Here is a 14,160-nt window from a genome sequence, read left to right as displayed (position 1 = left end):
TAAAGACTTACTTTCTCAGGTTACTACAACTTGTAACCAGTAGCCACCAGATACACCTCTCGTGAGCGCGCTCTGGAGGACTCTGGCTTACGGGTTTTGACCGTGGTAAAGGCTTGTCTTACCGCCTTCATGTAGGCATCAAACCCTTCGCCCTGAAAAACTTTCACAGCGAAACTGCCTCCGGGGGCCAACACCTGATGACACATATCAAGCGCCAGCTCCACCAAATACATTGCCCGCGGTTGATCCACCGCATCGGCACCGCTCATGTTAGGCGCCATATCCGACAATACAACATCGACTTTGGCATCCCCTACCATCTGCAGCAATGTCGCTAACACCGATTCTTCACGAAAATCCCCTTGAAGGAAATCGACGCCGACGATTGGGTCCATCGGTAAAATATCACAGGCCACCAGTTTACCCTGCTCGCCCACCAGTTTTACCGCTACTTGAGACCAGCCACCAGGCGCCGCCCCCAAATCCACAACGGTCATCCCCGGTTTTATCAACTGATCTTTTTGTTGTAACTCTTCCAGCTTGAAAGCCGCCCGCGAACGCAGGCCGTGCTTTTGCGCTAGCTTAACATAATGATCATCAAAGTGTTCTTGCATCCAGCGAGTAGAGCTGGCACTACGTTTTTTTCCCGACATCCAACATCCGCAACAAATCAGAGTTACACGAAAACGATATGAGGGTAGAATACCGGGTTTTCAACAGTAACTCAGCAAAAGTTGGTAAAAATGAACCTGACAACCAAACAGAAACAACACCTCAAGGGACTGGCCCACAGTCTTAAGCCTGTAGTGCTGCTGGGTGCCAATGGCCTGACAGAAGGGGTGCTGGCTGAAATTGACAATGCGCTGGCCCATCATGAATTGATTAAGGTGAAGGTTGCATCGGAAGATCGTGAACTGAAAAATGCCATCATTGATGCCATCATTCGCGAAACTCAGTCTGAAAAAGTCCAGGTTATCGGGCATGTACTGGTGCTTTACCGCCAGTCTGAAGAGAAAAAAATCGCCCTTCCCAAAGCAAAATAAGTGCATTTGGTGTCTCGGCGCCGACCGGCATCCAGGACACGGCACCCTGCGGCTAAGCCGCTTAGTGCCAAATCTTACGAGAAAACAAGCGGCCCTTCGGGGCCGTTTGTTTTTCCCCTTCTTGGGTGCCCATTCATTTTCACAGCCACAAAAAAGCCCCCGTTCTGTGATTCGCGGGGGCTTTATGCATCAATCAAACCTGACTTTCAACCGCAAACAACCCTATCAGCTTATTGTCATCACCAATAAAGCGGCGTGTTTGTTGTCTGCTGCGCCGTATTAAATGTAATCCACCGAGACGATTTCAAAATCGTTACGGCCACCGGGAGTTTGAATGCCGACTTCATCCCCTAAGTTTTTACCCACTAGGCCACGAGCAATGGGGGAGTTAACGGAAATCAGGTTTTCCTTGATGTTGGCTTCATCGTCACCCACGATGCGATAGGTCATTTCCGCATCGGTATCCAGATTCAAAATGGTGACGGTTGAACCAAAAATGACCCGCCCATTGTTAGGCATTTTGGTCACATCAATAATCTGTGCATTGGAAAGCTTACCCTCAATGTCACGAATGCGGGCTTCACAAATGCCCTGCTCTTCACGAGCGGCATGGTATTCGGCATTTTCTTTCAGGTCGCCCAGTTCACGGGCGGTGGCAATAGCTTCACTGAGTGCTGGACGTCTTTCAAACTTCAGCATTTCCAGCTCTTTACGTAACTGTTCCGCGCCAGTCAGCGTCATAGGAACCTTATTCATGTCTCTGTCGTCTCCTGTAAAACAAAAGCGACCTATGCTGACCCAAAATGGGTCTGCACAGTCTCAATGGGGGTGAATGGGCGCTCGTAACGTCAGATACTGTCGGCGCCAAAGATGTTGTTTGGCTTGATAACCGCGGCGACTACCGGGTTGGTATCACTTCACCATGGCACAAGCTTACCTAAGCCGTCGCAGCCTTGCCAGTGATGGAGTGAAAATATCTCAGATAAAAAGTCTAATTGCTCCTTATGGAGAAATACTCGGCATCCCGGGGTCATAACGGTGCGGCATGTAAAAAGCCACCCCGAAGGGTGGCTCTTGATTAACAAGGTTAACAAGCGCTTATTTGGTGACGCGCGCGTGCAATTCCTGTACGGAAGACACCTTGTTGCGATCATCTGCCGTATGGGCCATGCAAGATGCAAACGCCGCGTTCATGGTGGTGGTGTAATTCACCTTGTAACGCAATGCACCACGGCGCAGCTGCTTGGAGTCTTCAATGGCCTGGCGACCTTCAGTGGTGTTGACAATGTAGGTGTATTCGCCGTTTTTCATGCGGTCCAGAATATGAGGACGACCTTCATGCACCTTGTTCACCAGCCGCGGATTGATGCCCGCTTCGCCCAGCACCACGGCAGTGCCGTGCGTGGCGTCAATGTCATAACCCAGTTCGATAAGTTTGGCCGCCAAATCCGCCACGCGTTTCTTATCGCTGTTACGCACTGACAACAAGGCGCGGCCTGACTTGGGAATGTCCTTGGATGTCGTGCCCAACTGCGCCTTGGCAAAGGCTTCAGCGAAGGTATCACCCACCCCCATCACTTCACCGGTCGAGCGCATTTCAGGGCCAAGGAGCGGATCCACACCCGGGAATTTGTTGAACGGCAGCATCACTTCCTTAACGGAGTAATAAGGCGGAATAACCTCTTTGGTGAAGTTAAGCTCTTCCAGTGTCTGGCCGGCCATCACCCGAGCGGCGATTTTAGCCAAAGGCACCCCGGTGGCTTTTGAGACAAAAGGCACGGTACGGGCGGCACGCGGGTTTACTTCAATCATGAAGATGGTGTTGTTTTTCACGGCAAACTGCACGTTCATCAGGCCGATTACGCCAAGTTCAAACGCCAACTTGCGCACCTGTTCACGCATCTCGTCCTGAATGGCCGGACTCAATGTATAAGGAGGCAAAGAACAACCGGAATCGCCAGAGTGCACCCCAGCCTGCTCGATGTGTTCCATGATGGCGCCAACCACCACGGTTTTGCCGTCACATACCGCATCGATATCCACTTCAATGGCATCGTCCAGGAAGTGATCCAGCAACACTGGCGACTCGTTGGAGACTTTCACCGCTTCCTTGAAATAGCGGCGCAAGTCCTGCTCTTCATACACAATCTCCATGGCGCGCCCGCCCAGTACATATGAGGGGCGAACCACCAGCGGATACCCGATTTTTTCAGCGGCAACCACAGCGCTTTCCACCGTGGTGACGGTATCGTTTTCCGGCTGTTTCATTTCCAGGCGACGAATGGCCTGCTGGAAACGTTCACGGTCTTCAGCACGGTCAATGGCATCAGGGCTGGTACCGATAATGGGCACACCGGCAGCTTCCAGCGCCCGAGCCAGTTTCAGCGGTGTCTGGCCGCCAAACTGCACAATCACCCCTTTGGGTTTCTCGATGCGGGCGATTTCCAGCACATCTTCCAGCGTTACCGGTTCAAAGTAGAGTCGGTCGGAAGTGTCATAATCCGTGGAGACGGTTTCCGGGTTACAGTTCACCATAATGGTTTCGTAACCGTCTTCTTTTAATGCCAAGGAGGCATGCACGCAGCAGTAATCGAACTCAATTCCCTGACCGATACGGTTAGGGCCGCCGCCCAGCACCATGATTTTGTCACGGTTTGACGGATTGGCTTCACATTCCTCTTCATAGGTGGAGTACATGTAAGCGGTATCGGTGGCGAACTCGGCCGCGCAGGTATCAACCCGCTTGTACACGGGGTAAATGTCCAGCCGGTGGCGCAGTTTGCGCATTTCGGATTCGCTTATGCCCAATACGTCAGCCAGACGGGCATCGGAGAACCCTTTGCGTTTCAGCTTGTAAAGGAAAGACGCATCCATGCCGGCAAGCCCGGTGGCTGCCACATCGCTTTCCAGCTGAATGAGTTCTTCAAGCTGCACCAGGAACCAAGGGTCAATGTTGGTGAGTTTGTAAATCTCATCCAGGCTCATGCCGGCACGGAAAGCATCACCGATGTACCAGATACGCTCGGCACCGGGCTCTTTCAATTCGTGGCGAATGTGCTGCATGGCATCCGGGTCTTGTAAATCGACCACGGGATCAAAGCCGTTTTTACCGGTTTCCAGACCGCGCAGGGCTTTTTGCACTGACTCCTGGAAAGTGCGGCCAATGGCCATCACCTCACCCACGGATTTCATCTGGGTGGTCAGGCGATCGTTGGCACCGGCAAATTTTTCAAAGTTAAAGCGGGGAACCTTGGTCACCACGTAGTCGATGGACGGTTCGAACGATGCCGGAGTGCGGCCACCGGTAATATCGTTCATCAGTTCATCCAGGGTGAAGCCCACCGCCAGTTTGGCCGCCACTTTTGCAATCGGGAACCCTGTTGCCTTGGACGCCAGTGCAGAAGACCGGGACACGCGGGGGTTCATCTCGATGATGACCATGCGGCCATTTTGCGGGTTAATGCCAAACTGTACGTTTGAGCCGCCGGTTTCCACGCCAATTTCACGCAGTACCGCCATGGAGGCGTTACGCATCAGTTGGTATTCTTTGTCGGTCAGTGTCTGCGCCGGAGCCACGGTAATGGAGTCACCGGTGTGAACCCCCATGGCATCAAAGTTTTCAATGGAACAAACGATGATGCAGTTATCTTTACGATCCCGCACCACTTCCATTTCATACTCTTTCCAGCCGATAAGGCTTTCGTCAATCAGCAGCTCATTGGTGGGAGACAAATCCAACCCGCGGGTACAGATCTCTTCAAACTCTTCCACGTTATAAGCAATACCGCCACCGCTGCCCCCCATGGTAAAGGATGGACGAATAATGCAGGGGAAGCCGACTTCATCCAGCACCTTATGGGCATCTTCCATGCTGTGGGCAATACCGGCCCGGGGGCATTCCAGACCGATTTTCTGCATGGCTGCATCAAAGCGGGCACGATCTTCCGCTTTATCAATGGCATCGGCAGTGGCGCCAATCATTTCCACATTGAACTCTTGCAGCACGCCCTTGGCTTCCAGCTCCAGGGCACAGTTCAGTGCCGTCTGGCCGCCCATGGTGGGCAAAATCGCATCAGGACGCTCTTTGGCGATAATGTTGCGTACCACTTCCCAATGGATGGGTTCAATGTAAGTGGCATCGGCCATTTCCGGATCCGTCATGATGGTGGCGGGGTTGGAGTTCACCAGAATGACACGATACCCTTCTTCGCGCAGGGCTTTACAGGCCTGGGCGCCGGAATAGTCAAACTCACAGGCCTGACCGATAACAATGGGACCGGCACCAAGGATAAGAATACTTTTTATATCAGTACGTTTTGGCATTGCTTGAATCTTCTCCCGGAGTTACTGCTTGGCTTGACGGTGTTGGGCGATCAGTTCGATGAAATGATCGAACAGCGGTGCACAATCGTGGGGACCGGGGCTGGCCTCAGGGTGTCCCTGGAAGCTAAATGCCGGTTTGTCCGTCAAGTGGATGCCCTGCAATGAACCGTCAAACAGCGACTTGTGGGTAACCTTCACATTCGCTGGCAGGCTGGCTTCATCGGCTGCAAAACCGTGGTTCTGGCTGGTGATCATCACGGTGCCCTTGTCCAGATCTTTCACCGGATGGTTGGCGCCGTGGTGGCCAAATTTCATTTTCATGGTTTTGGCACCACTGGCAAGCGCCAGCAGCTGATGGCCCAAACAGATACCAAACAACGGAATATCCGTTTGCAAAAATGCCTGAATGGCATTGATGGCATAATCGCAAGGCTCTGGATCCCCAGGGCCGTTGGAGAGGAAAATCCCGTCAGGATTCATGGCCAAGACTTCACTGGCCGGGGTCTGTGCCGGTACCACAGTCACATCGCAGCCACGGTCAACCAACATCCGCAGGATATTGCGTTTCACCCCGAAATCATACGCCACAACCTTGAAGTTGAGTTCGTCCGCGGTTTTATCCACCGGCAACCCGCCTTCCAGCGTCCAGGTTCCCTGACGCCATTGATAGGCGTTATCCGTGGTGACCTCTTTGGCCAAATCCATCCCTTTCAGGCCGGGGAAGGCTTTGGCTGCCGCCAAGGCTTTTTCCGCATCCACATCACCGGCCATGATGCAGCCGGCCTGGGCACCTTTTTCCCGTAGGATACGGGTTAGTTTGCGGGTGTCGATATCGGCAATACCCACGATTTGACCAGCTTCAAGGTAGTCACTGAGGGATTGCTGAGAACGGAAATTACTTGCCACGATGGGTAAATCACGAATGATCAAACCACAGGCATGAATTGCACCGGATTCGGTATCTTCGGCATTGGTGCCGGTATTACCGATATGAGGGTAAGTGAGGGTCACTATCTGGCGGGAATAGGAAGGATCGGTGAGAATTTCTTGATATCCCGTCATTGAAGTGTTAAAAACCACTTCGCCAACAGCTATTCCATCGGCACCAATTGCTGTGCCGGTAAAGACGGTTCCATCTTCGAGTACGAGTAAGGCAGACTTAGTCAACGCAACCTCCGTAATGAGCCAAGCCACTGAAAATTATATATTTTTATTAAAACTAACCTGCAATTTCCGCTAATTTACGAAATTTTGACAAATTCCAACTATCTTATAGGGCAGATAGACTTACGTCTATAGGCTTAGCGACCTTTTTGCAAAAAAAAAACCGCCAACGGCGGCTTTTCCATCACAAGGATTTCAATCCCAACACTTGCTGCATATCGTATAACCCCGCATCCTGCTCATGTAACCATAAAGCAGCACGCATGGCACCGTTGGCAAATGTCATCCGGCTGGAAGCCTTGTGGGTGATCTCCAGCCGTTCGCCAATATCGGCAAACATGGCGGTATGCTCGCCCACCAGATCGCCAGCGCGTATGGAGGAGAAACCGATGGTTTGCCGATCCCGCTCGCCGGTAATGCCTTCCCGGCCATACACGGCCACCTGTTCCAGATCGCGGCCAAGGGTCTTTGCAATCACTTCACCCATTTTCAATGCCGTGCCGGATGGCGCATCTTTTTTAAAGCGGTGGTGTCCTTCGATAATCTCGATATCCGTATGCTCACCCATCACTTCAGCGGCCAATTCCAGTAATTTCCACATCAGGTTGACACCCACCGACATGTTGGGGGCAAACACAATGGGCAGTTGCTCGGAAAAGGCATCCAGCTGGGCTTTTTGTGATGAATTGAATCCGGTGGTACCAATCACAATGGGCTTAGCGTAACGGGCACACCAGTCAATATTGGCAAGCGTGCCTTCCGGGCTGGTGAAATCAATCAATACATCGAAGTCATCCACCACACTGTCGAGATTATCCGTGACGGTAACCTCCAGCTTGCCAACACCCGCCAACTCTCCGGCATCCACGCCCACCAGGCTAGACCCCACCCTTTCGATGGCCGCCCCCAGTATCACCAAAGGTTGTTGGGAAGCGGCTTCAATAAGGGTACGGCCCATGCGTCCACCACTGCCAGCAATAGCGACTCTGACGCTTGCAGTCATACGCCCTCCTTAAACACACAAAAAAATCGCCTGGGGGAAACCCAAGCGATTGTTCATTACAAAATATCGAGCAACTCGACTTCAAACACCAAGGTCGAGTACGGCGGAATGGCCGCGCCAGCGCCGCGCTCACCATAAGCCAGTTGATGGGGCACATACAGTTTGTACTTGGAACCCACCGGCATCAATTGCAAGGCTTCGGTCCAACCGGCGATAACGCCAGATACCGGAAACTCTGCCGGCTGACCACGGGTGACGGAGCTGTCAAACACCTTGCCGTCGATGAACATGCCGTGATAGTGGGTACGCACGGTAGCATCGTAGGCGGGTTTGTCACCGTCACCTTCTACCATCACTTCATATTGCAGACCAGAATCGGTCACAACAACGCCTTCACGTTTGGCATTTTCAGTCAGAAAAGCCACACCCTCTGCGGAGGCGGCTTCTGCAGCCGCTTCCTGGGCCTGTTTGATACGGGTGCTGATTTCAGTAAAGGCATTTTGCAGATCCTGCATGCTCACAGCACTTTCTTCGCCAGCAAAAGCATCGGCCAGACCGGCTTGTACCGCCGGGATATCCAAGCCGTCAAATGAGTTGGCAGCCAGCTGCTCCCCTAATTGACGACCCACACCGTAACTTGCTTGTTGTTCAACAGTCGTGAACTTCTCAGACATAATCGGTTTACTCTCGGTTTGTCGGTGAATTCTGCCCAAAGTGTATCACGTCTGTCACGGGAGTGGTGCAGTAATTTCCCCCATTAGCCGCGCGGTAAAGCGGCCATGAGGCCCCCTACATGGCCCCGGCCAGACGTGATTTTCGAGCAGGATAAATTAACAGAATTTGTTCAGTGCCTGACGAATGACGTTGGCAGATGCCTGGTATTTTTGCGTTTCATCGTCACTTAATGGCAAGGCGATGGTGCTTATCACCCCATCTTTACCAATCAGGGCCGGTTGGCCGATATGCAATCCAAACTCTGCATCCACTGCTGATACCGCATACACCCGATGAGCGTCACTGAACACCGCATCCACCAGTTTTGAGGTGGCAGTGGCAATCCCGAAGCTGGTCCAGCCCTTGCCACCCAATACATCCCAGCCACCACGACGGATTGCCGCTTCCAGTGCCGGCAAGTCCGCCCCTTTGGCCGCAGCCCACTGGCTTAACGGCAAGCCCCCCACACGAATGCTGCTCCAGGCCACAAACTGGGATTCACCATGTTCGCCCATCACGTAGCCGTCAATGCTGGCAGGATCCACATTCAGCAAAGCCCCCACCACCCGTTTCATGCGGGCGCTATCCAGCGAGGTACCGGTACCAAACACCCGACCGGCCGGCAAGTTAAGTTGCTGGGCCAGTAATGCGGTTATCACGTCACAAGGGTTGGTAATATTGATAAGCACCCCGTCAAACCCGGCAGCTTGCAGCGTTGGCACCCACATGCCTGCCGCTTTGGCGGTTTCATCCAGCTCCCGCAACCTGTCCACTTTTTGTGTTTTGCTAGGGCCTACCGCCATTACCACAATATCCGCTGTGGCAAACTGCGCTTCGTCATTATGATCAATATGCACCCGCGAGCCCATCAGGGCCGCCATATCCTGCAATTCCAGCTGTTCACTGGCCGCCTTGGCATCATTGATATCAAACAAACTGATATGATCAGCAAAATTCTGGGTAACCAGACTAAAGGCAACATCCGCCCCCACATGCCCACAGCCAATAATGGCAACATGACGATTCACAGTAATAACTCCCTTATTTAGTAGTGTTGCTCAGCAGCGTCCCGTACCGGCCATTGGCCTGCCGGAACGCCCAAAATCGCTATTGTGCACAGCCCGTGGTGATTGGGCCATTGAAATAACAGTACCGTTAGAATTTACGCCTTTTTTATAACGGTGTAAGCAGCATTTATGGATATTTTATGAGGATTAATCAGCATTCTTGACATGCTTTACTGAAAAAATGCAGCAAAACCGACTACCAAAAAATAAGCAGACAATCATCAATAATGCTCACGGTTTTATATAACAATTTGATTTATTTAATTTTTAACATTTATATTCATCGCCATTGATGGCAATACCGCCCCAGCCAAGTCATTGTCGTTTCATCGGTCACACATTTTAAAATAGCAATTGCAACAATTTAGAACATTTGAATAACATACTGTTAATTATGATTTTTTTATAATGTTTTTACTTGTCCGCATATGGGAAACGCGTTAGATTATCCAAAAATATGTGATACAGATCACATGAAAGAACCAAAAACGTATTCCCATATCACAGCAGCGGCTATCACTGCAGGACGAGACACTATGAGTTACAAAGAATATGCCGGCGCCGCCGGTGGCTGGGGCGCACTGAAAGCCACTACCGCCCATCTGTTAAAAAGCGACAATGTGGCCAAAAACCTGATGAATCTGCTGCGTACCAATCAGGATCACGGCTTTGATTGTCCGGGCTGTGCCTGGGGTGAAAAAGGCATTCCCGGCCGCTTCCGTTTTTGTGAAAATGGTGCCAAAGCCGTGAACTGGGAAGCCACCGCCAAGCGGGTGGGAAGCGAGTTTTTTGCCAGCCACAATGTAAGCTGGCTTAACAAGCAAAGTGATTACTGGCTGGAATTCCAGGGGCGCCTTAGCGAGCCGGTTTGTTATAACCCCACTACGGATCACTATGAGCCCATCAGCTGGGATGCGGCTTTCACCCTTATTGGCCGCCATCTCAACCAGCTGAGCAGCCCCGATGAAGCGGAGTTTTACACCTCGGGACGTACCAGCAACGAAGCGGCCTTTATTTACCAGTTATTTGCCCGCCGCTTTGGCACCAATAATTTCCCGGACTGCTCCAACATGTGCCATGAAGCCACCAGCGTGGGGCTGGCAGAATCCATCGGGATTGGCAAGGGCACCACCCGCATTGAAGACTTTTCCAAGGCAGACGCCATCTTCCTGTTCGGCCAGAACCCCGGCACCAACCATCCGCGCATGCTGGAAACCCTGGCCAGCGCCTACAAACGTGGCGCCCGCATCGTTGCCTTCAATAACCTCAAAGAACGCGGTCTGGAACGTTTTACCAATCCGCAGGATCCACTGGAGATGCTCAGTAATGGCTCCACCCCCACCACCAGCGACTACTTCATTCCCAAGTTGGGTGGCGATATGGCGGCAGTGCGGGGCATGGTCAAAATCCTTCTGGCCCGGCATCGTGAGGCCCAATCCCGGGGTGGATCGGTATTTGATTTGGCGTTTATCGCCCAGCATACCCAAGGCATGGAAGAGTATCTGGCTCGGGTGGATGCCACCGAGTGGTCTCAGATAGAACAGCAATCAGGGCTCAGCAAACAGCAAATCACCAAGGCGGCTGACATCTATCAGGCGGCGGACAAAGTGATTGTGACCTGGGCCATGGGCATTACCCAACACAAACATTCGGTAGCCACCATTCAGGAGCTGGTCAATTTGCAGTTGCTGTTTGGTCAGGTAGGCAAAGAAGGGGCAGGCTTGTGCCCGGTGCGCGGCCACTCCAATGTGCAAGGCGATCGCACCGTGGGCATTAATGAAAAACCGTCACCGGCATTTCTTGAGCGGATGGAGCAGGTATTCGGTTTTGCCCCGCCACAGCAGCACGGACACAGCGTGATTACCGCGCTGGAAGCCCTGCGCCGGGGCGACAGTAAAATCTTCATCGGCCTTGGAGGCAACATTGTGGCCGCCGCGCCCGATACCAGCCGGGTGGCCGCCGCCATGCGTGGCGCTGAACTGACCGTGCACATTGCCACCAAGTTAAACCGTACCCATGTCACCCCGGGTAAAGCTTCTGTCATCCTGCCCTGCCTTGGCCGTACCGACATTGACCTTCAGGCCAGCGGACCGCAGCAAATCACCGTAGAGGATTCCTTCTCCATGGTGCATGCCTCTGCCGGCAAGGTGGACATGCGCGAAGAAGACATCCGCTCCGAAATAGCCATTGTGGCCGGCATGGCACAGGCCACGCTGGGAAAAACCAATCCGGTGGACTGGCAGGCCCTGGTGGATGATTATGACCGCATCCGCGAGCTGATTGCCCAAGTATTCACTGAGTTTGGCGATTTCAACCAGCGGCTGGATCTTCCCGGCGGCTTTTATCTGGGCAATTCTGCCAGTGAACACCGCTGGCAAACCCCATCAGGCAAGGCCCGCTTCACAGCCCACGCCCTACCGCAGATGATAGTGCCATTGCCTGCAGACAAAACCGCTGGCCAACAGGTGTTTTTACTGCAAACCATGCGCTCCCATGATCAGTACAACACCACGGTTTACGGATATGATGACCGCTACCGCGGCGTTTTTGGCGAACGCAACGTGGTGTTTTTCAACCCGGACGACATGCAGCAACTGGGGCTGAAAACCGGTGATTTAGTGGATATCGCCAGTCTTTGGCATGATGACATCAGACGGCAAATATCAGCGTTCAAAGTGGTACCCCATGATATTGCCAAAGGCAACCTGGCGGCCTATTTCCCGGAAGCCAATGCCCTGATCCCGCTGGACAGTTTTGGCGATCGCTGTGAAACCCCCACCTCAAAATCAGTGGCAGTGACTGTGTGCAAAAGCACGCAACCGGCACTGCTGGCAAGTACCCACTAACCCTCATGCGCCCGGATTACCGGGCGTTAATTTAGCAATTTGTGAAAAAATGCGACCCAGACAACATTTTGTCCGGGCCGCTTTGCCGTGAGTTCACAATGTTAAAATAATGCAACAGTCTGCCATGGGCAGCTATTGCCCGGCCACGCCAGCGCCCTCTAGAATCCCGCCGTTATTTTAAACTGCACCACGGGTGTAGTGTCATCACCACCAATTTCTGGAGACTATTTGTGAGCGAAAAACTGGCAAATCCAGCGCCTCTTGGCCTGATGGGATTTGGCATGACCACCGTCCTGCTTAACATACACAACGCCGGCTTTTTTAGCCTGAATGCCATGATCCTGGCCATGGGGCTGGCTTATGGCGGCTGCGCCCAAATCATTGCGGGCATACTGGAATACCGTAAAGGCAACACCTTTGGGGTTACCGCTTTTACCTCCTACGGCTTTTTCTGGATAAGCCTGGTATTGCTGCTATTACTGCCCAAATGGGGCTGGGCCGAAGCGGCAGACGAGCTGTCCATGGGCTGCTATCTGCTGATGTGGGGCATTTTCACCCTGCTGATGTTTTTCGGCACCCTCAAAGGGCCCAAGGCATTGCAAGTGGTGTTTGGTTCACTGGTAGTGCTGTTTTTCATGCTGGCCATAAAAGATTTCACCGGCAATAAATGGCTGGGCACCATGGCGGGCTTTGAAGGCATTTTCTGTGGCGCCTCGGCCATTTATCTGGCCATGGCGGAAGTGCTCAATGAGAAATACGGCAAAACCGTATTGCCCATTGGCGAGCCCGCATAAACACCGGGCCAAAGGGCCTGAAAAGTCAAGACTGGCAGCGCATGTCCATGGGCTGCCAGCACAATATTTGTAACAATTCCCTGCGCCAGTACGCCGGTTTACCACGCCGGCGCTACTCGTCTCCCGTGCTGACACTTGCTATCTTATGCAGTCTGTTTTGTGAAGGCTGACATCCTTATCAGCCAAACACCCCCTGAATAACATGAAAGGAATGGTTATGTTTCACTGGTTCAGGTTCTGTGCCGTCCTGATTTCACAATGTTAAAATAATGCAACAGTCTGCCATGGGCAGCTATTGCCCGGCCACGCCAGCGCCCTCTAGAATCCCGCCGTTATTTTAAACTGCACCACGGGTGTAGTGTCATCACCACCAATTTCTGGAGACTATTTGTGAGCGAAAAACTGGCAAATCCAGCGCCTCTTGGCCTGATGGGATTTGGCATGACCACCGTCCTGCTTAACATACACAACGCCGGCTTTTTTAGCCTGAATGCCATGATCCTGGCCATGGGGCTGGCTTATGGCGGCTGCGCCCAAATCATTGCGGGCATACTGGAATACCGTAAAGGCAACACCTTTGGGGTTACCGCTTTTACCTCCTACGGCTTTTTCTGGATAAGCCTGGTATTGCTGCTATTACTGCCCAAATGGGGCTGGGCCGAAGCGGCAGACGAGCTGTCCATGGGCTGCTATCTGCTGATGTGGGGCATTTTCACCCTGCTGATGTTTTTCGGCACCCTCAAAGGGCCCAAGGCATTGCAAGTGGTGTTTGGTTCACTGGTAGTGCTGTTTTTCATGCTGGCCATAAAAGATTTCACCGGCAATAAATGGCTGGGCACCATGGCGGGCTTTGAAGGCATTTTCTGTGGCGCCTCGGCCATTTATCTGGCCATGGCGGAAGTGCTCAATGAGAAATACGGCAAAACCGTATTGCCCATTGGCGAGCCCGCATAAACACCGGGCCAAAGGGCCTGAAAAGTCAAGACTGGCAGCGCATGTCCATGGGCTGCCAGCACAATATTTGTAACAATTCCCTGCGCCAGTACGCCGGTTTACCACGCCGGCGCTACTCGTCTCCCGTGCTGACACTTGCTATCTTATGCAGTCTGTTTTGTGAAGGCTGACATCCTTATCAGCCAAACACCCCCTGAATAACATGAAAGGAATGGTTATGTTTCACTGGTTCAGGTTCTGTGCCGTCCTGAT

General features: G+C 52.6%; 11 protein-coding genes. 4 read left to right on the top strand and 7 right to left on the bottom strand.

What is annotated here, in order from left to right:
- Positions 1-23 precede the first annotated feature (23 nt).
- Positions 24-653 carry a 23S rRNA (uridine(2552)-2'-O)-methyltransferase RlmE gene (gene rlmE, locus ACIDEJ_RS00055; protein ID WP_411986050.1) on the bottom strand — a complete coding sequence of 210 codons (630 nt, stop codon included), beginning with the start codon at positions 651-653 and terminating at the stop codon, positions 24-26.
- A gap of 90 nt (positions 654-743) precedes the next feature.
- Here rlmE and yhbY point away from each other — a divergent pair, with 90 nt between their 5' ends.
- Entirely contained in the window at positions 744-1,043 is a 300-nt protein-coding gene (yhbY, locus tag ACIDEJ_RS00050) for a ribosome assembly RNA-binding protein YhbY (RefSeq protein ID WP_411986049.1), read from the top strand.
- 279 nt (positions 1,044-1,322) lie between these two features.
- Here yhbY and greA read toward each other — a convergent pair whose 3' ends face one another.
- From greA to ACIDEJ_RS00020, 6 genes are all read right to left on the bottom strand, one after another.
- Entirely contained in the window at positions 1,323-1,799 is a 477-nt protein-coding gene (gene greA / locus ACIDEJ_RS00045) for a transcription elongation factor GreA (protein ID WP_411986048.1), read from the bottom strand.
- A 342-nt stretch (positions 1,800-2,141) separates the two neighbouring features.
- A complete protein-coding gene (gene carB, locus ACIDEJ_RS00040; RefSeq protein ID WP_411986047.1) occupies positions 2,142-5,366 on the bottom strand; it encodes a carbamoyl-phosphate synthase large subunit in 3,225 nt (1,074 codons plus the stop codon).
- A 21-nt stretch (positions 5,367-5,387) separates the two neighbouring features.
- Positions 5,388-6,533 (bottom strand): glutamine-hydrolyzing carbamoyl-phosphate synthase small subunit, encoded by a 1,146-nt coding sequence (carA, locus tag ACIDEJ_RS00035; RefSeq protein ID WP_411986046.1) that lies wholly within the window; start codon positions 6,531-6,533, stop codon positions 5,388-5,390.
- A gap of 181 nt (positions 6,534-6,714) precedes the next feature.
- Positions 6,715-7,533, bottom strand: coding sequence for a 4-hydroxy-tetrahydrodipicolinate reductase (gene dapB, locus ACIDEJ_RS00030; RefSeq protein ID WP_411986045.1), 819 nt, complete (start codon positions 7,531-7,533; stop codon positions 6,715-6,717).
- A gap of 56 nt (positions 7,534-7,589) precedes the next feature.
- The gene (locus ACIDEJ_RS00025; protein ID WP_411986044.1) at positions 7,590-8,207 is read right to left on the bottom strand and encodes an FKBP-type peptidyl-prolyl cis-trans isomerase; all 618 of its coding nucleotides are present in this window, start codon (positions 8,205-8,207) and stop codon (positions 7,590-7,592) included.
- A gap of 156 nt (positions 8,208-8,363) precedes the next feature.
- Positions 8,364-9,275 (bottom strand): lactate/malate family dehydrogenase, encoded by a 912-nt coding sequence (locus tag ACIDEJ_RS00020; protein ID WP_411986043.1) that lies wholly within the window; start codon positions 9,273-9,275, stop codon positions 8,364-8,366.
- Between the two features lie 575 nt (positions 9,276-9,850).
- Here ACIDEJ_RS00020 and ACIDEJ_RS00015 point away from each other — a divergent pair.
- From ACIDEJ_RS00015 to ACIDEJ_RS00005, 3 genes are all read left to right on the top strand, one after another.
- Positions 9,851-12,160, top strand: coding sequence for an FdhF/YdeP family oxidoreductase (locus tag ACIDEJ_RS00015; RefSeq protein ID WP_411986042.1), 2,310 nt, complete (start codon positions 9,851-9,853; stop codon positions 12,158-12,160).
- A gap of 230 nt (positions 12,161-12,390) precedes the next feature.
- A complete protein-coding gene (locus tag ACIDEJ_RS00010; RefSeq protein WP_411986041.1) occupies positions 12,391-12,954 on the top strand; it encodes an acetate uptake transporter in 564 nt (187 codons plus the stop codon).
- A 390-nt stretch (positions 12,955-13,344) separates the two neighbouring features.
- Positions 13,345-13,908, top strand: coding sequence for an acetate uptake transporter (locus tag ACIDEJ_RS00005; protein ID WP_411986041.1), 564 nt, complete (start codon positions 13,345-13,347; stop codon positions 13,906-13,908).
- Positions 13,909-14,160: the final 252 nt, after the last annotated feature.

Source organism: Shewanella mytili (assembly GCF_046765975.1).
GTDB lineage: Bacteria > Pseudomonadota > Gammaproteobacteria > Enterobacterales > Shewanellaceae > Shewanella > Shewanella mytili.
Note: the sequence above shows the minus strand (reverse complement) of the source record. Positions and strands in the feature narration are given on the sequence as shown.

Bases quoted from the DNA above. Each gene is read 5' to 3' on its own strand.
- ACIDEJ_RS00025 (WP_411986044.1), bottom strand. From the start codon at position 8,207: ATGTCTGAGAAGTTCACGACTGTTGAACAACAAGCAAGTTACGGTGTG.
- rlmE (WP_411986050.1), bottom strand. From the start codon at position 653: ATGTCGGGAAAAAAACGTAGTGCCAGCTCTACTCGCTGGATGCAAGAA.
- ACIDEJ_RS00015 (WP_411986042.1), top strand. From the start codon at position 9,851: ATGAGTTACAAAGAATATGCCGGCGCCGCCGGTGGCTGGGGCGCACTG.
- dapB (WP_411986045.1), bottom strand. From the start codon at position 7,533: ATGACTGCAAGCGTCAGAGTCGCTATTGCTGGCAGTGGTGGACGCATG.
- yhbY (WP_411986049.1), top strand. From the start codon at position 744: ATGAACCTGACAACCAAACAGAAACAACACCTCAAGGGACTGGCCCAC.
- carB (WP_411986047.1), bottom strand. From the start codon at position 5,366: ATGCCAAAACGTACTGATATAAAAAGTATTCTTATCCTTGGTGCCGGT.
- greA (WP_411986048.1), bottom strand. From the start codon at position 1,799: ATGAATAAGGTTCCTATGACGCTGACTGGCGCGGAACAGTTACGTAAA.